We start from the raw sequence: 18646 nt of genomic DNA, 5'->3' as shown, positions 1-18646 counted from the left end.
ACTCCTCAAAACGTCTAAACCGCTCTGCTGTGTTCTTGCCGCAGTTATTGCTGGTTGGACGGTCTCATTGATCGTACTGTTCCTTACGCGGGGGAGCGAGAGCCTATGAGCATTTCACCAGCAATGTTTTATGCGCAATTGTGTGGTGGCAGCCGGAAAAACTGCACATCGGGCGGATCAGGGCAAAGGGTGACAACAGTAGCCACAGCGCGATCGCCAACCCCAAAGCGATAGGCATAGTGGGGTTCTAGGGCTGGTGGCAACTGCCATAGCGAGCCGCCATGGGCTTTGAGCCACGCTTCGTAGTAGGTCCACCCGTATAGAAATACCCGATCGCGCTCCTCCTCAGGCGCAGCCGCTAAAGCTGTTTGCAGCCCAGCACCAAAAAAACGCCGCGCGATCGCCAGGCGATGGGGGTGGGGGCGCACCACTTCTATATCAACACCCACCGCCCATGCACCACTGACAGCAAGGAGCGCAATCTCTTGGGAGTGACTCCAATTAAAGTTCAACTGGGGTAAATAGGGTTTTCCTGAAGCCGTGGTGGGCAGAGGCGCCTCGTCTAGATCTGGCAGATAGAGGCGCAGATACTGGCGGAGAACTGCTTGCCGAGGTTGATGGCGCGGCAAAAGAACCCACCACAGATGGAGGGACTGGGGCATCAAAACCTGTGGCCTAGATTGCCATTGGGGATGCAGCACGGGGGGTAGGGGAGCGTCCCACACCATTCCCTCTAGACCCCTAGGCGTTTTTGTAGCGACAGCAGATGCGTACGGGCGTTGATGGGGGCACGGGGAAGGGGCAGATCAAAATTCGGCCAGTTCCCAAGGCTAGCGCAGGGACAGTGAATCGGTGGTAAGCCATTACAAGGCAAGGCAATGGGCATTTGGCAGCGGGCACAGGGGGTAATGTCCCAGCACTGGGTCAGCAGTTGCGCAATGGTTTCATTCGTGTCTTCTAAAAAACAGTCTCCTGAGTGCTCAGACATTAAGAATGCCCAGCACGCCTCAAAGGCTTGACTGTAGCGATCGCCCTGCAGCACTGGCTGCGGTAGGAGTCGCTGTTTCCCACCCCAAATACAGACGCGCTTGCCTAACTGAAACCAAGATGCCAAATAGGACTTGACTTTTGCTTGAGCGGCTAAAAATGCACAGCCTTCAAGATCAGTGGTGGCAGTCATGGCAACAACCTCGGCAGTGTAACTCTACCCTAGCGCAAGAACACCAAGTCGCTCAAATCCGCAGATTTTAGAGCACCGAACACCCGTAAGGATGTTATGGTTCCGTTGGCCGACTGGCAAGGTTGATGCGATCGCTCAATTGCCGCAGCAGGCTACCCATTTCCGGATCGCTGCGTTGCAGTTCCGCCACCTTATCACAGCTATACATGACCGTAGTATGGTCTTTACCACCAAATTCTTCGCCAATTTTTGGCAAACTCAAGCCAGTGTATTGCCGCATCAGATACATCCCCACCTGACGCGCCACACTAATTTCCCGACGGCGCGAGTTGCCTTTGAGATCGCTTATAGGGACATTGAGGGTCTCTGAGACGACTTGCAAAATGATCTCCGGCGACGTTTCAATTTTGCGGGTTGCCGGACTCAGAACCGGTGCAATGTTTTCCACGGTCATGGGTAGCCCAGAAATTGAAATGTACGCCACCGCCCGAATCAGTGCCCCTTCTAGCTCGCGAATATTGGAGGTGTAGCTGGCGGCAATGTATTCAATGACCTGCCGCGGCAAGCGGATATTTTCGTACTCGGCTTTTTTTTGCAGAATGGCCATGCGGGTTTCGAGATCGGGGGGTTGAATATCGGCAATTAGCCCCATCGAAAAGCGGGAACACAGTCGCTCCTGCAAGCGTGGAATTTGACTGGGGGGGCGATCGCTGGCGAGCACCACCTGCTTGCCGGCTTCGTGGAGGGTGTTAAAGGTATGGAAGAACTCCTCTTGGGTGTACTCCTTCCCCTCAATAAACTGAATGTCATCTACAAGCATCACATCCACTGCGCGGTAGTGCTCACGAAAGCTCTGCATACTGTCTTTGCGGATGGCGGCAATCAGGTCGTTGGTGAACTGCTCCGTCGATACATAAAAGATTTTGGCGTTGGGATCAATTTCGAGACGATAGTGACCAATGGCCTGCATCAGATGGGTTTTACCCAGCCCAACCCCGCCACAGAGAAACAGCGGGTTAAACTCGCGCCCCGGCGACTCTGCGACCGCTAAACAGGCCGCATGAGCCATGCGGTTATTGGGGCCAACCACATAGCGGGAAAAGACATACTTAGGATTCAGATCACTGCCCCGCTGCCGCGCCGGTGGACTCACCGCAGGCTCTGGCTCCGAACGATTGATGGGGTGAATACTGGTGTCGTGCTCTGCGCCTTGGGCGATCGCTAACTCAATGGTGATGGCTTCGCCAACAATCTCGCGCGCCACATCCGCAATGGTTTTCAGGTAATATTTCTGCAACCAGTTACGGGCAAACGGATTGGGGGTGCAGATGCTCAAGACCTGCCCATCGAAGGATTGTACCGTTGCCGTTTTGATCCACGTTTCAAACGTTGGCCGACTCAACAGCAGTTGTAGCCGCTCTAAAATCTGGCGCCAAAGTTCCTCGGCAGAACTAATCACAAAAACCTCATTAATCGCAATGTCAAGGAACGACAACCCACCGCTGCACGGTGAGTCCAGCGATGGCTACCCGTGCCTCGCAAGAAGTGATACGATTGTAGATCGCTCTGACAGGTAGTGGGGCGCAAGATTCCAACTGCTGTTCAACAATCATACCTAGCCATGACTCAACGTACACTGGGCGGCACTGTCCGCAAACGCAAACGCACCTCTGGGTTCCGTGCTCGCATGCGCACCAAATCGGGTCAAAACGTCATTAAAGCACGGCGGCGCAAGGGACGGGCACGGCTAGCGGTCTAGTGCTGCCACCGCGACATCGTCTGCGCGATCGCCACGATTTTGAGCGCGTTTACCAGCAGAAAAACGCCCATCATGGCCAGCTTGTTATCCTGTGGCTGGCACCTCAGCCCTCACCCCAAGCCTCGCGGATTGGCATTGTGGTCAGCAAGCGTGTGAGTAAGCGAGCGGTGGATCGCAATCGTCTGAAGCGTCAGTGGCGGCGCATTTGCCGAACCTTACTGCCCCAGATAGCCATGGGGTGGGATATGATTGTGGTAGTGCGTCAGGCTGCCCTCAACGTCAGTGACAGCAACTGTCGCGCTGAATTAACGCAGCTAATGGCAAAAGCAGGGGTAATCGCAATGCCGGGGATTACAGAAGAGGTATTTTACGAAGGTGGCCCCCACTGGGGGGATTTGGCAATTAACCTGTTACTGGGGTTAACAGTCATTTGTTTACCCCTCACCGCCGGGGCAGTGGTTCGTGCCCTCTGGCTCCGGTATCGCATTACCAACCGGCGAATTACCGTCATTGGTGGCTGGATGGGGCGCGATCGCTCCGATGTTATCTACAGTGAAATCACAAAAGTGGTCACCGTGCCACGGGGTTGGGGTGCCTATGGAGACATGGTGGTCACCCTCAAAGACGGCAGCCGCCTTGAAATGCGTGCCATTCCACGTTTTCGGGAAATTTACGACTTCATTTCCACCAAGCTGAATCCCGCTGCCAAACAGGTGAGTGGCGCGATTGGTTCTTAGCCCCTAATATGGTTCTGTTAACTGTTCACCCATAGCCGCAGGATTCCATGGATTTCGGTATCGGTTTCCTTTCCAACAATGTCATGCTGCCAATCCTCGATTTTTTCTACGGGATTGTGCCTAGCTATGGCTTGGCCATTGTCGCGCTGACTTTAGTCATTCGCTTTGCGGTGTATCCCCTGAGTGCGGGGTCGATTCGCAACATGCGGCGCATGAAGGTCGTGCAGCCCATCATGCAAAAGCGGATGCAAGAAATCCAACAAAAGTATAAAGATAAGCCCGCAGAGCAGCAGCAGGCGATGGCAGAGGTCTATAAAGAGTTTGGCAATCCTTTGGCGGGGTGCTTTCCGCTTCTGTTGCAGCTACCGATTCTGTTTGCTCTGTTTGCAACGTTGCGCGGCTCCCCCTTTGCAGATGTGAACTACCAAGTGAACCTGCAAATTGTGCCACCGGAGCAGATTACCCAAGTCCAACCCTTTGCCACTAAGCCCCAGAATATCTACGTCGATGAAGGGGTTCATTTTCCGGTGCAGGCTGTTGTGCCGGTGGGAAACAAAATAGGGGTCGGCCAAGACGTTGATCTCCTATTTCAAACCAAGGATGGCAAACCGTTTACCGAGCTTGCGCAAGCCTATCCCAACAGCCACCTGCAACCGCGCTGGCAAATTATCCGAGGTCAAGAGCGGGCAACGGTGGATGCGCAAGGACACCTGCACGCCCTGCAACCGGGGGATATTACGGTGCAGGGAACGATTCCCGGCATTGCCGCAGACAAAGGATTTTTGTTTATCTCTGCCCTTGGCCATGTGGGTGCTATCGATAGTGAACTGATTTCCACCCTGCCCGATGGCACTCGCCAGATCAATTGGGGGGCGATTCACTGGGATATCCTCATTATGATTCTGGGGTTTGGGGTCAGCCTCTACGTCAACCAACTCCTTTCGGGTCAAGGTAGTACGGGGAATCCGCAGCAACAAACCGTGAACCAGCTCACCCCAATTATTTTCTCAGGCATGTTCCTGTTTTTCCCACTGCCTGCGGGGGTGCTGCTGTATATGCTGATTGCCAATATCTTCCAAACGGTGCAAACCTTTATCCTGCAACAAGAACCACTGCCGGAGAACATTCAAAAGCTGGTTGAGGAGCAAGAGCGCAGCGAAGCGATGAAAAATCGCGGGTCTTTACCCTTTGAAGCGAAGGGAGCGAAAGGAGTCAAGCCCACCAAGGCTAAGCGTAATCCTTCGAGTTGAGATCGCCAATGACGGATGATCCTATTGCGGCTGGTCGAGTGTGGCTAGAGAATGTGCTTGCCTTAGGGGGGTTCAAGACCACCGTGACGGCGATTCCGTCGCCATTGGCAGAGGTGGCGACGGGGCATTGGCTGGAAATTCAAGATAACGGTCTGAGTCGCGAACAGGTGGACGCACTCCTTGCCAATAATGCCCAAGCCCTTGATGCACTGCAGTATCTCCTCAATGCAACCTCAAACTTAGGGCAGCCACGGGAGGCGCAAACGGCCTTTACGCTGGAGCTAGCTGGGTATCGCAAGGCTCGCTATGCGCAACTTCAGGAGATTGCGCAGCAGGTGGCACGGCAAGTGCTCGAAACAGGGCAAACAGTTGAAATCCAGTCTTTGACTGCGGCGGAGCGGCGGGTGGTGCATACGCTAGTGAAAACCCTGAGCGATCGCCTCGAAACCTTTAGCCATGGCGAAGAGCCCGATCGCCGTCTCGTGGTTCAGCTAAAGCAGCAGGAGCCCCGCGCTCTTCCGTTGGCGTAGGAAACTGCTTTGCTTGAAGTGTTGTCGGTGAACCAGTCATTCTAAGCTGTGAGGCTAGAAGAATCCCCTGCCTTTAAGCGTGGGGAGCACATCAGGTGCGAGTTGCTAGGATAGGAGCAACGGACACAGGGGCTAACAACTATGCCTGCTCAAGTAGACGAGAAGTCGATTGTGCCAACCGTCATCGTTGGGGTTGGGGGCACGGGTATTGAAGTCCTATCGCGGGTGCGGCGCTTAGTGGAGGAGACCTACGGCAGTCTCAAGCAGTTTCCGGTCATTAGTTTTTTGGCGATTGATACCGATCGCGACTATAAAGTCAGTAATCCACTGGCGGCTGGTTCACCCCTCAAAGATAACGAGAAACACTGGGCAAGCGTCAGCGGCAAAAACGTCCAGCAAATTCTTCAAAACCTCGAGAATTATCCGTGGATTGGCTCGTGGTTTCCCAAGGAGCTAGAGCGCAACATTACTGCCCTCGAAGCGGGAGCCGGTCAAATTCGCGCCTGTGGTCGCTTTGCCTTCTTTTGCAACTACCATGCCATTCAGCAAAAGTTTCAGGCTGCCAGCGATCGCGTCAAAGGTCATGAAGCCCTGATGCAACAGCGCTATGGCCTCAAGGTCAACAACAGCAGCTTAAATGTGTTTATTACCGGATCGCTCTCCGGCGGCACCGGCAGTGGCATGCTCATTGATCTGGGCTACTGTACCCGCCACTGGCTCAAAGGTCAGGCTAGCCCCCTCGTGACTGGGATTATGCCGATGCCCAATGCCTTTGCTGGCATTAGCGTCGGCGATCGCGTCTTGGCGAACGGCTATGCAGCACTCATGGAATTGAGCTATTTTGCCGACTACCGAACCGAGTACGTCGCTCAGTTTAGTAGCAGTCTTGGGGATGAAGTCCGCTATACCTCGCCCCCCTTTGACTTTACCTATCTGGTGGGCACCAAAAACGGCGAGAGCGAATTCAAGCTGGACGAGATTCGCGAAATGATTGCCCAAAACATCTTTTTGGATCTCACCTCCGACTTTGCCCCCCACAAACGCTCGATTCGCGACAATATTAAAGCCGCCTGGGCCGCCCAAGATGCTGGGGGACGGGGCTACCCCAAAAGCTTTATGGCCTTTGGCCTCTCCAGCATCGAGATTCCCATTGCCCAAATTCGCGCCTCGTTGACCTATCGTCTGTGCCAAGATTTCATGAACTGGTGGCTGAATGAGTCTGTGCAGTTGCCACCGCAGTTACTCGAACTCACCCAAACACTGCTCAAGCCCATGAATCTGTTGGATATGGATTTGGTCTTAGCGCTGGCGGCGGCGGGCGATCGCCCCTATATGCAGGAAATTTCCCGCTGGGTGAACGATCTGCGCAATCAAATTAGCCGCGACAATCGCCTTGAATGTACCCAACAGGGGGTAGGCGGCATGATGGGGAGCGAAAAAGGCAAGATTTTACAGTTTGTGCCATGGCTCACCGAAGAAGTCGATAACTATCGAGCAGCCCACCTGCGGGATTTAGGGCCTGACGAGCGGCTGCACGGAGACTTTTTGCAGCGCATGTACGATAACCGCAATAAACTCATTCAGCAGGTGCGCCAAAGCCTTGAGGAGGAGTTCTACCGCATCGTTGAGGATCGCAATCGTGGCCTCAAGTTTGCAAATGCAGTTCTGACGCAAATCCGGCAAATTTTTACCAATCAAGCCGAAAAGTATCGTCGTGAACTTGAACAAACGTGGCAGCCCAACGAAATCAACCGCCAACGCCAGTACGAAAACGCTCTTCAGGATATACGCCACTACGCCAACCTCTTTGGTCTCTCGAAACAGGCAAAAATGGAGGAATTTTGCCAGCAGGCACTCGAAGGCATTGAAGGAGCCTTGAGTGCGACCATTCAGCGCAAAGCGCGCACCCTTGCCTTGGAGGTCATGGCCAAACTGGAGGAATGGCTGCAACGCATGGATGCGCAACTAGCGACGCTCACTCAACGCTTGATGAGCACCCGCGATGTCTTCAAAACCCTTGCCGATAGTCAAGCCGATAGTGCCGATGCCCTGCGCATTAATGGCATTAAGCTCTACGATCGCCAAGACCTTAACGGCCTCTATCAGGATCTGATGGAGCGCTTTGCGGGTGCTAACACCGGCGTGCAATCGTCGTTTACCCTTGGCCTGAACCATGTGTGTACCACGGCGGCGGCAACGATTTTGCAGGAGGCCAGTCCCCTGTGGAAAGATAACCGTGCAACCAACGAAGTGATGCGCCTGCTGGATCTGGCGCAACTTGCGGAGGTGCAACAGAGCGATCTGCGCGAGATTATCCATGAAACCCTGCGGCGCACCCTCCAAAATGCCCCAGCAGAGAGCCGTCTTGTCCGTGAGCTTACCGCGGGCGATCGCCTCTTTCAGTTCTACCGCAACGATGAAGCAGAGATTCTTAGCGCCCTGCGTTTGGCGTACCAAAAATCAAAGCCGCTGCTGATCCTGTCCCAGGCGGTGATGAGTGGCCGGGATGCGGGGTTTACCCCTTCGGTCAACACCAACATTGCTATTGTTGGCGGTGAAAATACCACAGATGTAGCTGCCCAAAAACTCATCCCCCTCCTGAAAAACTTGGTCAAGCCCAGTGGTCAAAGTATTACCAGTGATGACATCAAGCCCTTGGGCGATCGCGAACGTCACCGCATCGTCTTTGTCCAAGAAATGGGTGGCTTTTCCCTGCGCTGTATTGAAGGAATGTCAGAACTGCGGCAGTCCTACCAAGATTGGCGCGGACAAATGATTAGCGCCAAGCGGGCACGCCTACGGGGTGAAAACCGCGATTTACCCATTCCTGTCCACCTCCAAAAAGACCCGCCCTTTTGGGATGTATTTCCCGAAAACCCACAAATTCTCAAACTCGTCATCATTGCCCGCGCCTTGGCAGTGCTCAAACCCGCAGAGAACCGTGCCACCCGCGAAGCCACCATCCGCTACAGCCGCCATACTGCCGTTGGCCTAGAGGATGTGGATATTGCCGCCAACTGGGAAGAAGTCACCCAAGTGCTGGAAGTGCAAGCCTGTCGCCCAGACCTCGAAGAAATTCAACGCCAAGTGACCGTCATCCTCAATGCCGCCGAAACCCCTGCTCAAAAGCAGGGACTGTACGAGCACCTCATGGCCTACCTAAAACAGCGCGAGCAGGATCTACAAAAAGTGGGCGGGCGCGATAGCCTCGAGTATAAGCGAGAAGCGGCAACCCTACAGGAGATCATTCAGAGACACCGCCTCGGAACCCTTTCTGTGAGCACCCCAGTAACTGTTACAGCCGAATCGAAACCAGATTCGACTGCTACAAACACCAGTTCCACAGGCTTAGATCAGCTTCAGCAGTTAATGGCGATGTACGAGAAGGGGCTGCTCTCGGAGGCAGAGTTTCAGGCCGCTAAACGTAAACTTTTAGGACTTTAGTGTGACGCGGCTTGCTGGCCTTTGGCCGACAGCCCAACCCTCACGCCGTCGGATAGAGCACGGGCATTGCATCCTCTGCGCTGTAAGCAAACGGGGAACTCAACCGAAGGAGATTGAACTAAAATGCATAGGATTGAGATAACCCTAGGTTATTGACACCAACCCATGGTTTAGGGTGTGAGGACAGAAACAGAATGCTAAGTCAAGAGCGGCTCACCAGTTCCCACGAGTGTGAGCGGGCATGGATTGAGATCGACGTGGCCGCATTAGCGGCCAACACCCAGCAATTGCGGCAATGGTTAGACCCCAACACCGGTCTTTTAGCGGTGGTGAAGGCAGATGCCTACGGTCACGGTGCCGTTATTGTGGCGCAAACGGTGTTAGCCAACGGTGCAACAGAGTTAGGGGTGGCCACCATCCCCGAAGGAATCGCACTGCGGCAAGCAGGCATTAGCGCCCCCATTTTAGTGCTGGGATCGGTGAACCTGCCGGTACAGGTGCAAATGATGGCGCAGTGGCAGTTGCAGCCCACCCTTTCTACCCCTAAGCAAGCCTTAATTTTCTCAGACTATGCGGATCATTTGCAGGAACCGCTGGATGTGCAATTGATGATTGATACCGGCATGGGACGGCTGGGCTGTTCATGGCAAGATGCCGTGGGATTTGTCCAATTTGTGCAACGGCTGCCCCACCTGCGGATTCAGGGGCTGTACTCCCACTTTGCCAGTGCCGATGATCCTGACCCCACCCTAATGCTGCAACAGCAAGCGGCCTTTGAGCAGGTGGTTGGGGAACTGAAAACCCTAGGCTTAGGGAACGTGCGCTGCCACATAGCCAACTCGGCAGCCACCTTAGGGAACCCCGCTAGCCATTACGATCTTGTGCGGGTGGGGTTAAGCCTATACGGGGTCTATCCCGCAGCGCATCTGCGCCAAACCGTATCGTTGCGGCCCGTGATGCAGGTTCGTGCCCGCATCACCCTCATTAAAGAGATTCCTGCTGGGGCAGGCATCAGCTACGGGCATCAGTTCATTGCCCCCAAGCCTATGAAAATTGCCGTTGTTGGCATTGGCTATGCCGACGGTGTGCCTCGGTTGCTCTCCAACCGACTGGAGGTACTCGTACAAGGTAGGCGAGTTCGCCAAGTGGGTGCCATCACGATGGATCAGCTGATGATCGATGTCAGCGATCTTGAGGGGTTGCAGGAAGGAGACATTGTCACCCTCTTGGGGGACGATGGGAACGATTGCCTGACGGTAGATACATGGGCGCAAACCCTTGGCACCATCCCGTGGGAAATTCTCTGTGGCTTTAAGAATCGCTTGCCCCGCATTCCCGTGGACTAGGGAGTAGGAGTAGCTGAGCCAGAGCGCACAGCAGCGAGGGTTTCTGTTTGGTAAATGGTGTTTGTTGGCATGACGAGACCGGCAATGCACAGCTTGACGTTGCGCTGGTGCTGCACAAACACCCGGAAGCCCCCCTTACTCGTGCCACTATCAACGGCTCCCGTGAGGTTGCTGCTGCAATTGGGGCTGGTGTCGGCAATGCCATCAATGAGGGCTTGGGGGTTCCCTTGGGCAACATTCCCTGACCCCTTTTGGCGGTAGAGGATCATCGGGCCGCGCCAATTGATGCCAGAAGTTTTAGCACGGGTGTAGTAGGCCACTTGGGGTGTACTGGCAAGGGTACCATCCTCTTGCTCTTCGAGGTTGTCCGCTGGCTTCTCAATAAACATGACCAAGTTGTAGCCGCTAGGCGTTGTCCAACCCGATGGCGCAGTGGTGGAGACCTTAATAGCAGAGCGGATATCGTCAGAAATAAAGTCGAGGGCGCGACTGAGGTTCATGCGGGTGGTGGCCTGCTCCTCAACTCGCTGGTTATTTTGCAGCAGTGCCACCATCCCCCAGCCGGCCATAGTAACCGCAATCCCACCGATGAGTGCCGCCACTAACAGTTCGGTGAGCGTAAAGCCAGTGTGAGTGTGGTGCCACCCCTTGATCATCAATTTCATCAAATTTTCGGGCTGGAGACCCGCGCTCTACGCAAGAGCGTGAGTGTCGGGAGGAAAGCCCGCCTCCATATAGCTTAAGTATAGTGTAGTATATTTGCTGCAGATGAGCCATAATAAGTCTATGAGCCAGACTATATCGGTGCGTTGCAAGCTGATAGTCCCCGAAGAGATGCGGGCAGAAATTGACCGCACTTTGCAGGGGTTTGCTGATGCTTGCAACCAGATTTTTGATACCGCCAAACGGGAAAAGTGCTGGAACACTACTAAGCTGCATCACTTGGTTTATAAGACAGTGAGAGCAGCAACTGGCTTGAAGGCTAACCATGTCTGTCAGGCAATCCGCCGTGTTATCGGCAATGCCAAGGCAGTGAAACAAGTCCACAAGTTCCGCCCCACCAGCTTGAGCTTGGATGTGCGTACTTTCAGGTACCGAGAATCCGATCAAACTGTTGGCGTGACGCTGATGTGTGGACGGGTTCAACTCAAGCTCAAGATTGGCGGTTATCAGATCGCCCTGTTGCGGGGGCAAAAACCTACCAGTGCTACCCTGATCAAGACCAGACAAGGGGACTATTACATCAACATCGCTGTTGATATAGATACCCCTCCGACTGGCAAAACACCAAAAGTGATTGGGGTGGATTTGGGTAGAAGGGATATTGCCACCGCCAGCAATGGACACTCTTGGAGTGGGAAACCTATCCAATCTGTCCGTGATCGGTATAGCCGTGTACGCGCTAAAGTCCAATCCAAACGCACGAGGTCGTCCAGACGACTGCTTCGTAGGCTCGCTGGGAGAGAACGGCGCTATCAGGTATGGCTGAACCACAACATCAGTAAAACCTTGGTTAGCGATGCTAAAGCTATCGGTGCGGCATTGGCTCTTGAGGACTTGACGGGTATTCGAGAGTCCTTGAACCACAAACCTCGCACTAAAGCTGAGCGCCGTAGAACGAATAGCTGGGCGTTCTACCAGTTGCGTGCTTTCATAACTTATAAAGCCGCAATTGCTGGAGTGCCTGTAGTGTTTGTCCCGCCTGCCTACACATCGCAAACCTGCCACAGGTGTCTACATAGCCACCCTGAGCAGGGTAAGTCCTACCGAAATGGTAAGTTGTTCAAGTGCGGGCATTGCGGGTGGGAAGGGGATGCCGACCATAACGCTTCTGTGGTGATTTCCTTACGTGGGGCGACTGTAAACACGCCCGAAATTCCGAAACTTAGTTGCCCTCTGGCAGCTAGGGATTGGGATAAAGCCCACGCTTTAGCTAAGCTAAGCGTTGGGTAGTTTACGTGCCTTCTCTGTGCTCCTATGGCTAGTTATGAGGTCCGACAGTTGCTAGATGTATATCCTGTGGTATCGGTAGGCGCATAAATCCCTGTGCGCATGATCCCCAAGCCCGGGGCAATGACCAAACAACGTTGCAGCGTAGGATTGCGGTTGAGGGCAATGACCGTGGTTCCACTGGTGCTGGCGCGCCCTTGGAAGCCAAAGCGGACGGTGGCCATCCCTGAACCACGGCGCAAGGTAGTATGCTCAAGCTGCCGTGCGCCCATGGGCAAACAATGGGCAGGGTTACCGCTAATGGTGGGCTGAGACCCTGTGGGAATGGTGACATGGCAGGTTTGGTTACGGCGCATGGCTTCCCGTTGGGCTTCGCGGAGGGCACCTGCCAGTTTTTCTAAGTCTTGGTTAACGCGCTGGGTATCGAGCCAGTACTGAAAGCTGGGCAGCGCCACGGCAATCAAAATTGCAACAACCGCAAAGACCGCTAACATTTCCACTAGGGTCAGGCCTCGATTTAGCGGACGGCCAGCAAACAGCAGCATTGCACTCCCCTCTTGCAGCCCTATTCTTGAGAATCACCGTTCACGACAGTTCGCAGGGTTGGTGCCGCTGGTATCGGACTCGGCATAGACACCCGTTCGCATTAGCCCCAATCCGGGCGAAATTTGCAGGCAGCGTTGGAGGCCGGGGACTTGGTTCAAGGAAATGACCGCCACGCCATCGGCACCGGAGCGCCCCTGAAACCCAAAGCGCACCGTACCCATCGTGTTGCTGCGTCGCAGGGTCACATTTTCAAGCTGCCGTGGTCCTGTTGGTAAGCATGCTGCGGGGTTACCGGTAATCGTGGGGTTGTTGCCTGCCGGAATGACCACTTGGCAGGCTTGGTTGCGGCGCATGGCTTCCCGTTGGGCTTCGCGGAGGGCACCTTCTAGTTTTTCTAGCTCTTGGTTAATGCGCTGGGTATCGAGCCAGTACTGAAAACTGGGGGCTGCTGCGGTCGCTAAAACGGCAGCCACCGCCATCACAATTAAAATTTCAATCAGGGTAAGCCCCTGCTGAACTCTACGGACAACGGAAAAAGGCATTGGGCACCACCTCGGTTGTGACTTGCGCCACGGTATTGTTATTGCTGTCGCGGACAACGTAGGCCAGTTCTAGGGTTTGAAACGGGGCAGGTGCAAGACGAGTGGCAGTTCGGGACATGCTAAAGGTGTCATTAATAAACGTGCGTGTTCCGGTGGAGGTATTACCGCTGCTGCTGCCAAGAGGAGGCAGTAAGCTCTGGAGATAGGCGGCAAAGCCGCCTTCGATCGCTCCTGCGCGGCAGCGGGCATAGACGCGGGTTCCTGCACTCCGATAAGAGGTAATGGTGTTTGCCAGTGTAATTGTGTTCCCAGAAATAGCGGTAATGCGGTTGGTGCCTGCATCAGAGCCAATTAAAAGCTCATCCCCCACCCGAAAGCCATCGGTCACCGAGCTAAAGGGGCAGGCGCCACCGGTGCGATACTCAGGGGGCATGGCTTGATCGTAGTCGTTCTCACCGGGTTGGATAAAGGCAAGGGTGATGGTGTTGGTATTTTGGGCAGGAGCGGCAAGCTTGCGCTGGGCAAAGCGAGTCTGGCAGAGGTCGTAGGCAACAATTTTAATGTTTTCGAGGTCGTCTTGAATCCAGTTGCTGGCTTCGGCAAAGCGGCGGGCGTTGGACTGGAACAGGGCGGCTACCACCACTGCCTGCATTGCCGCCACGGTAAAGAGGCTAATGACAAGAATTGAGGCGAGGACTTCGGCCAAGGTAAACCCTTTGCTCAAGAGGGTTCGCTGCCAAGGAGAGGGGCGAGTCATCAACATACATCTCCAACTTAGTACTGCGCAAGGCGGTTCCAGTTACTGGCTTCGGTGGTGCGTGCCACCACAATCGAGGAGTTTTGATAGGCTGCACCAAGGGCTTCGGGCAGGCGATCGGGCACGGAAATTTCGGCATTATTGGAGTTGGAGCCGTTCCACTCTTTAGCCCACACCGCACCGAAAATATCAGGTTGGCTGCTGCCACCGTTGATGCCCACCCGTGCATCGGGAGCATAGACAAACAGGCTGCCCGCCGTGGAGCCACCACTGAGGGTAAACTGCTGATCGGTTACCGCATTGTTAGGATCCGGTGGGTTGCCGTAGATGCGCAGGCGATCGGGGGTGCCGACCCCACTGGGCAGCCCCATATTGGCACCGCTGCCGCAGGTGTCGCTATTGGGGCTACAGGTATTGCGGATACCGGCTTGACCACTCAGGGAGATGTTCCCACTGACAAACAGGCGCACTGGCCAGCGGCTGGTGTTAATGGTGAGGTTGTTGTTGCCACTGAGGTTGATGTTGTGAACCCTGTAGGCGTAGTAAATCCTATCGGGATGTCCCACAGGTAAGCTGGTATCGACGTAGGGGCGATCGTCGGGGCGCGGCAGGGTCATCTCACCAATATTCCCTAGGTTGTAAGCACCTTGGCTATAGCGATCGTTGCTGTTGGTACCATCATTTTGGGTTCGACTCGTGAGGAAGTTTCTTAAGTCTGAGGGGTTGGGAGCCTGCACATTCCCATTGACAGGTGGGTTGCCTGATGGATTCACCGTAGGCGGTGGCGTAGGAAAGGGCGGCAACTCAATTTTATTGACGGCGATGGTGCCTTCAATGATTGAGTTATTAAGGGCACCCACAGCTTGCCTTAAGCCAGCGTTAGTGGGCTGGCCGTTGACGCATTGACTGGCTGGCACCTGACAGTTGTTGGCGTTGGTACAAATGACGTTACCGTTGACGGTGCCAAAGACATCGTTATTCCCCAAGTTAATACTTTGGGCAAGCAACCCCGGAAAGTTAGCGGGCACATTGCGATCGGTAATCACCATTTTTTGGAGGACGTAGGCATTGGCGGGGGAGTTGTTGGCTAGGCGACCTTCAATCAGCAAGTGGCCAGTTTCTGTAGGTTGGTCGTAAAGGTAGGCCAAAATGCGGTAGTTGCCTTGAGCGGGGGTGCCAATTTGACCGTTCAGGAGAATGTCTGTGACGTTATTGAGGGTGAAGCAGGGAGGTACGGCATCCCCAAGGCTGGCGGCAGTCCATTCGTTGACGGCGGTTACGGCAATGCCGGCGGTGTTGGGTTGCCCCACTTTGCTGGCATCGGCAGCACGGTTAATGAGATAGGGTTGATTGGTGTTGGGGTTGACGGGGTTGTAGGTACGTCGTAAAAGAATTTGATAATTGCCATTGAGAAGGCCAAGGGTGCGTGCCATTCCACCTTCGGCAACAGCAAAGGCCTGTTGGGTTTGCTTTTGTAAACTAGCGGTGCTGACATCGAGTTGCGATCGCGAAATGAGGGTGAGGGCAACCACCATCATAATTAGCCCCATCCCCAGCACTAAGGGTAAGGTAAAGCCGCGCTGGCGGTAGCGTCGCCGATGCCCTGTGGGGGGATGCATCAACCGCCGTGAGAGTGTGCGAAGGAGTTTTTTAATGGTCATTATTGTTACCCTCTTACGCCAACACTACTGTTCAGTCGTATCCATACCAGCTGCGAGTTGAATCCTGTGATGTGCCTTGAACACAAGTTAACGACCTAACACGATGCTTTTATAATGCCCCACAGGCAGGGTGAACTTAACCAAGCCGATTAAAAAAGCTAACAGTACAAGTGTGATTTAGCACAGGTTCTCTGAGCCTTACCAAAAGGCTACGCTAATTATAACAAAGCCGTTTGCCTACCCTAAAGTTTGCATAACATTGCTTTAGAACTGTTAACTATTCGTCAGGAAGCGTAAGGGGGCAATTGTGCGGGGACTGTGGCAGTTGCGGCTAGATACGTGGTTTCAACTTGAGCGCGCCAAAACAACCCTCTCGACGGAGTTGCTGGCGGGGCTGACAACGTTTTTGACGATGGCCTACATTCTGCCGGTGAATGCCCAAATTCTCTCGAGTGCAATTTTTTTGCAGCAACCCCAAGACTTACGGGGGGAGTTGATTATTGCCACGGCCGTGTCAGCGGCAGTGGGCAGTATTCTAATGGGGCTGTGGGCAAACTATCCAGTGGCGCTGGCGCCGGGAATGGGGATCAATGCCTTTTTTGCCTTTGCGGTGGTGCAACAATTGCAGATTCCTTGGCCGCTGGCGTTGAGTTCGGTTTTGCTTGAGGGGGTAATCTTTATTGTGCTCACCTTGAGTGGGGTGCGATCGCTAGTGGTGAATATGATTCCGGTGTCGCTGAAGGTGGCGATCGCGGCGGGGGTGGGGCTGTTTATTGCCTATATTGGCTTGGCTAATGCCGAAATTATCGTGCCGGATGCGGTCACTAAAACCACTCTGACCCAATTTCGCGCTTGGCCGCCAATTTTGGGGGCAGTAGGCACGTTGGTGACAGCGATGCTCTGTGCTAGGGAGGTCAAGGGAGCGATTTTTTTTGGGGTATTGGCAACCGCCGTTGTTGGCTGGATGGTAGGCGCAGCGCCATGGCCGACAGGGCTGGTGGACTGGCCGCGCTGGCCGTCCCATTTGTTTGGTCAGGCCGTGGTGGGGTTGGGGTCGCTACGCCCCCATCAGGTGAGTTCGTTTTTGTTGGTGACCTTGGTGCTGTTGTTCACCGATTTGTTCGATACGGTGGGCACCTTATCTGCGGTGAGTGTGCAGGCGGGGTTTCTGACTCGTCAAGGGCATCTGCCGCGATCGCTGGGCGCGTTTATGGCGGATGCGGTGGCCACGGTGGTGGGGGCGCTCTTTGGCACCTCCACGGTAACCACCTACATTGAGTCGGCAGCGGGGATTGCCATTGGCGGGCGGACGGGCTTAACGGCCCTTGTGGTTGGTGGGTTATTTGTGCTGTCTTTGCTGTTTTTGCCGATCGCCACCGCTATTCCAGCCTTTGCTACTACGCCAGCCTTAGTGTTGGTGGGGGTGTTTATGGTGCGATCGATCAGCGCGATTCCATGGCAAGACTTAACCGAGGCCATTCCAGCCTTTTTGGTAATGCTTGTGATGCCCCTGAGTTATTCCATTAGCGAAGGGTTAGCGGTGGGCTTTATTAGCTACCCTCTCGTGAAGTGGGCCAGCGGCAAAACCAACGAGGTGCACCCAGCCCTCTGGGTGTTGGCTGTTGTTTTTGTGGGGCACTATTTTTGGCGGTGATGCTCTTGCGTTACGCCGCTGGTGTGTCAACCACAGGCCGTCAAATTTAGGGTAGGATGCTTCTGGACTGCATTGATGGCCAAAGGTGCTATGGACTTAAAATCCCTTATTCGTGATGTCCCGGATTTTCCAAAGCCCGGTATTTTGTTCCGGGATTTAACAACACTGCTGCAAAATCAAGCGGGACTGCGGTATGTGGTTGACCAACTGGTGGAAAAGCATCGTCATGATGGCCTTGACTATGTGGCTGGCATTGAATCGCGAGGGTTTATTTTTGGCGCACCCTTGGCCTATCACTTAGGAGCGGGGTTTATTCCCCTGCGCAAACCGGGTAAGCTGTGCCGTCCTGTGTATTCCGTGGAATATACCCTAGAGTACGGTAGCGATCGCCTAGAAATGCACCAAGATGCGATTCAGCCGGGGCAACGGGTGCTGATTGTGGATGATTTGATCGCTACGGGGGGCACAGCTGCCGCCGCAGCGGGGTTAATGGCACAGGCCTCAGCGGAGCTTCACGGCTTTGCGTTTATTGTCGAGCTAGCGGACTTGGGAGGGCGTGCTAAGCTCCCTGATGTTCCCATTACGACGTTGGTGACCTATTAAGTGCTGAGTCATGCACTCTAACTTGCCTGCCGCAGAGGGGCAGCAGGGGGAGCTGTTTTCGGCGCAGGAGCAATGGCGGTTGCGATCGCCGGCGGGAACCTACAGCAGCACCGGCAACCTTGAGCTGAGCCTAGCCACCCTTGAGCAGTGGAAACTGCCGATCCGCACCTACCAGCAGCAGCAGCGATACGCAGTACAGCAACCGAGTTTATTTCCGGTAGCCGAGGCGCATCCAGCCCTCATTGTAGATCCGTGGGCACTGCCCCAGCACAACCCCCTCTTTTGGCGCCAAAAAAGGATAGGGGGCGATCGCCCGGCATTTTACTTTGTTATTGACTATGCCTACCCCCTACTACTGTACGTGGGGGAAACTGGACGTGGACAGCATCGCTGGCAGCAGGAGCATGACTGCAAGCGCTATGTGCAACACTATTTGTTTGTCCATCGCCAAAAACAATTAGCAGTGGAAGTGGGGGTTGCCTTTGATTATTCTGCGCCGACAAACCGCAAACACCGTCAACAGCAAGAGCAGCAGTTAATTACCTACTGGAAGTCTCCCTTCAATAAGGAAAACTGGCAGTATTGGCAGACCCCCTTTGTGGGGGGATCGTAAAATATTGCTGAACTGTAAAAGGAGCTTGGCAGGGAGTAGATATACTTAGAAATAGAGGAACGATCGAAAGACTA

The 18646-nt window shown here is 54.4% G+C and carries 18 protein-coding genes and 1 pseudogene; 11 read left to right on the top strand and 8 right to left on the bottom strand.

What is annotated here, in order from left to right; translation table 11 throughout:
• Nucleotides 1–128: 128 nt before the first annotated feature.
• From L5220_RS02540 to dnaA, 3 genes are all read right to left on the bottom strand, one after another.
• Nucleotides 129–662, bottom strand: a complete 534-nt coding sequence (locus L5220_RS02540) for a 4'-phosphopantetheinyl transferase family protein (RefSeq protein WP_499571358.1) — start codon at nucleotides 660–662, stop codon at nucleotides 129–131.
• Nucleotides 663–733: 71 nt separating this feature from the next.
• Nucleotides 734–1180 (bottom strand): hypothetical protein, encoded by a 447-nt coding sequence (locus L5220_RS02535; protein ID WP_499571356.1) that lies wholly within the window; start codon nucleotides 1178–1180, stop codon nucleotides 734–736.
• A gap of 94 nt (nucleotides 1181–1274) precedes the next feature.
• A complete protein-coding gene (dnaA, locus tag L5220_RS02530) occupies nucleotides 1275–2639 on the bottom strand; it encodes a chromosomal replication initiator protein DnaA (RefSeq protein WP_499571354.1) in 1365 nt (454 codons plus the stop codon).
• A gap of 162 nt (nucleotides 2640–2801) precedes the next feature.
• Here dnaA and rpmH point away from each other — a divergent pair, with 162 nt between their 5' ends.
• From rpmH to alr, 7 genes and pseudogenes are all read left to right on the top strand, one after another.
• Nucleotides 2802–2939 (top strand): 50S ribosomal protein L34, encoded by a 138-nt coding sequence (gene rpmH / locus L5220_RS02525; protein WP_099799755.1) that lies wholly within the window; start codon nucleotides 2802–2804, stop codon nucleotides 2937–2939.
• A pseudogene (gene rnpA / locus L5220_RS02520) lies at nucleotides 2939–3259 on the top strand (ribonuclease P protein component); the annotation flags it as partial. The gene rpmH and the pseudogene rnpA, both read left to right, overlap by 1 nt.
• Nucleotides 3260–3280: 21 nt before the next feature.
• A complete protein-coding gene (locus L5220_RS02515) occupies nucleotides 3281–3676 on the top strand; it encodes a PH domain-containing protein (RefSeq protein ID WP_376787950.1) in 396 nt (131 codons plus the stop codon).
• Between the two features lie 47 nt (nucleotides 3677–3723).
• Nucleotides 3724–4926, top strand: a complete 1203-nt coding sequence (gene yidC / locus L5220_RS02510) for a membrane protein insertase YidC (protein WP_448524877.1) — start codon at nucleotides 3724–3726, stop codon at nucleotides 4924–4926.
• An 8-nt stretch (nucleotides 4927–4934) separates the two neighbouring features.
• Complete coding sequence (locus tag L5220_RS02505) at nucleotides 4935–5456, top strand: Jag family protein (protein WP_499571351.1); 522 nt, start codon at nucleotides 4935–4937, stop codon at nucleotides 5454–5456.
• A gap of 141 nt (nucleotides 5457–5597) precedes the next feature.
• Nucleotides 5598–8900: a tubulin-like doman-containing protein gene (locus L5220_RS02500; protein ID WP_499571349.1), complete on the top strand. Its 3303-nt coding sequence runs from the start codon at nucleotides 5598–5600 to the stop codon at nucleotides 8898–8900.
• Nucleotides 8901–9094: 194 nt separating this feature from the next.
• A complete protein-coding gene (gene alr, locus L5220_RS02495; RefSeq protein WP_499571347.1) occupies nucleotides 9095–10246 on the top strand; it encodes an alanine racemase in 1152 nt (383 codons plus the stop codon).
• On the opposite strand, the gene L5220_RS02490 is transcribed toward alr, so the two are convergent.
• Nucleotides 10243–10902, bottom strand: a complete 660-nt coding sequence (locus tag L5220_RS02490) for a PulJ/GspJ family protein (protein ID WP_448514039.1) — start codon at nucleotides 10900–10902, stop codon at nucleotides 10243–10245. The two genes, alr and L5220_RS02490, sit on opposite strands and share 4 nt — an antisense overlap.
• Before the next feature lie 130 nt (nucleotides 10903–11032).
• On the opposite strand from L5220_RS02490, the gene L5220_RS02485 reads away from it, so the two are divergent.
• The gene (locus L5220_RS02485; protein ID WP_499571454.1) at nucleotides 11033–12199 is read left to right on the top strand and encodes an RNA-guided endonuclease InsQ/TnpB family protein; all 1167 of its coding nucleotides are present in this window, start codon (nucleotides 11033–11035) and stop codon (nucleotides 12197–12199) included.
• A 32-nt stretch (nucleotides 12200–12231) separates the two neighbouring features.
• On the opposite strand, the gene L5220_RS02480 is transcribed toward L5220_RS02485, so the two are convergent.
• The 4 genes from L5220_RS02480 to L5220_RS02465 are packed head-to-tail and all read right to left on the bottom strand — an operon-like array spanning nucleotide 12232 to nucleotide 15702.
• On the bottom strand, nucleotides 12232–12741 hold the full coding sequence (locus L5220_RS02480; protein ID WP_099799749.1) for a GspH/FimT family pseudopilin: 510 nt from the start codon (nucleotides 12739–12741) through the stop codon (nucleotides 12232–12234).
• 33 nt (nucleotides 12742–12774) lie between these two features.
• Entirely contained in the window at nucleotides 12775–13284 is a 510-nt protein-coding gene (locus L5220_RS02475; RefSeq protein ID WP_448524871.1) for a GspH/FimT family pseudopilin, read from the bottom strand.
• A complete protein-coding gene (locus L5220_RS02470; RefSeq protein WP_448514042.1) occupies nucleotides 13262–14041 on the bottom strand; it encodes a prepilin-type N-terminal cleavage/methylation domain-containing protein in 780 nt (259 codons plus the stop codon). The genes L5220_RS02475 and L5220_RS02470 overlap by 23 nt, the downstream gene beginning before the upstream one ends.
• Nucleotides 14042–14058: 17 nt before the next feature.
• A complete protein-coding gene (locus tag L5220_RS02465) occupies nucleotides 14059–15702 on the bottom strand; it encodes a hypothetical protein (protein WP_499571344.1) in 1644 nt (547 codons plus the stop codon).
• 307 nt (nucleotides 15703–16009) lie between these two features.
• Here L5220_RS02465 and L5220_RS02460 point away from each other — a divergent pair, with 307 nt between their 5' ends.
• The 3 genes from L5220_RS02460 to L5220_RS02450 all read left to right on the top strand — a co-directional run bounded on the left by L5220_RS02460 (nucleotide 16010) and on the right by L5220_RS02450 (nucleotide 18572).
• On the top strand, nucleotides 16010–17356 hold the full coding sequence (locus L5220_RS02460) for an NCS2 family permease (RefSeq protein ID WP_499571342.1): 1347 nt from the start codon (nucleotides 16010–16012) through the stop codon (nucleotides 17354–17356).
• A gap of 90 nt (nucleotides 17357–17446) precedes the next feature.
• A complete protein-coding gene (locus tag L5220_RS02455) occupies nucleotides 17447–17959 on the top strand; it encodes an adenine phosphoribosyltransferase (RefSeq protein WP_099799965.1) in 513 nt (170 codons plus the stop codon).
• A gap of 10 nt (nucleotides 17960–17969) precedes the next feature.
• Entirely contained in the window at nucleotides 17970–18572 is a 603-nt protein-coding gene (locus L5220_RS02450; RefSeq protein ID WP_499571340.1) for a GIY-YIG nuclease family protein, read from the top strand.
• The last annotated feature ends 74 nt before the right edge of the window (nucleotides 18573–18646 follow it).

This window comes from Synechococcus sp. PCC 6716 (genome assembly GCF_022570815.1).
Lineage (GTDB): Bacteria > Cyanobacteriota > Cyanobacteriia > Thermosynechococcales > Thermosynechococcaceae > Thermosynechococcus > Thermosynechococcus lividus.
This window is presented reverse-complemented; position numbering and strand designations above follow the sequence as displayed.

Coding starts and splice junctions, on each gene's coding strand:
- L5220_RS02455 (WP_099799965.1), top strand. CDS start 17,447: ATGGACTTAAAATCCCTTATTCGTGATGTCCCGGATTTTCCAAAGCCC.
- L5220_RS02475 (WP_448524871.1), bottom strand. CDS start 13,284: ATGCCTTTTTCCGTTGTCCGTAGAGTTCAGCAGGGGCTTACCCTGATT.
- L5220_RS02485 (WP_499571454.1), top strand. CDS start 11,033: ATGAGCCAGACTATATCGGTGCGTTGCAAGCTGATAGTCCCCGAAGAG.
- L5220_RS02490 (WP_448514039.1), bottom strand. CDS start 10,902: ATGATCAAGGGGTGGCACCACACTCACACTGGCTTTACGCTCACCGAA.
- rpmH (WP_099799755.1), top strand. CDS start 2,802: ATGACTCAACGTACACTGGGCGGCACTGTCCGCAAACGCAAACGCACC.
- L5220_RS02470 (WP_448514042.1), bottom strand. CDS start 14,041: ATGACTCGCCCCTCTCCTTGGCAGCGAACCCTCTTGAGCAAAGGGTTT.
- L5220_RS02450 (WP_499571340.1), top strand. CDS start 17,970: ATGCACTCTAACTTGCCTGCCGCAGAGGGGCAGCAGGGGGAGCTGTTT.
- L5220_RS02465 (WP_499571344.1), bottom strand. CDS start 15,702: ATGACCATTAAAAAACTCCTTCGCACACTCTCACGGCGGTTGATGCAT.
- yidC (WP_448524877.1), top strand. CDS start 3,724: ATGGATTTCGGTATCGGTTTCCTTTCCAACAATGTCATGCTGCCAATC.
- L5220_RS02500 (WP_499571349.1), top strand. CDS start 5,598: ATGCCTGCTCAAGTAGACGAGAAGTCGATTGTGCCAACCGTCATCGTT.
- L5220_RS02535 (WP_499571356.1), bottom strand. CDS start 1,180: ATGACTGCCACCACTGATCTTGAAGGCTGTGCATTTTTAGCCGCTCAA.
- L5220_RS02505 (WP_499571351.1), top strand. CDS start 4,935: ATGACGGATGATCCTATTGCGGCTGGTCGAGTGTGGCTAGAGAATGTG.
- alr (WP_499571347.1), top strand. CDS start 9,095: ATGCTAAGTCAAGAGCGGCTCACCAGTTCCCACGAGTGTGAGCGGGCA.
- L5220_RS02480 (WP_099799749.1), bottom strand. CDS start 12,741: ATGCTGCTGTTTGCTGGCCGTCCGCTAAATCGAGGCCTGACCCTAGTG.
- L5220_RS02515 (WP_376787950.1), top strand. CDS start 3,281: ATGCCGGGGATTACAGAAGAGGTATTTTACGAAGGTGGCCCCCACTGG.
- L5220_RS02540 (WP_499571358.1), bottom strand. CDS start 662: ATGCCCCAGTCCCTCCATCTGTGGTGGGTTCTTTTGCCGCGCCATCAA.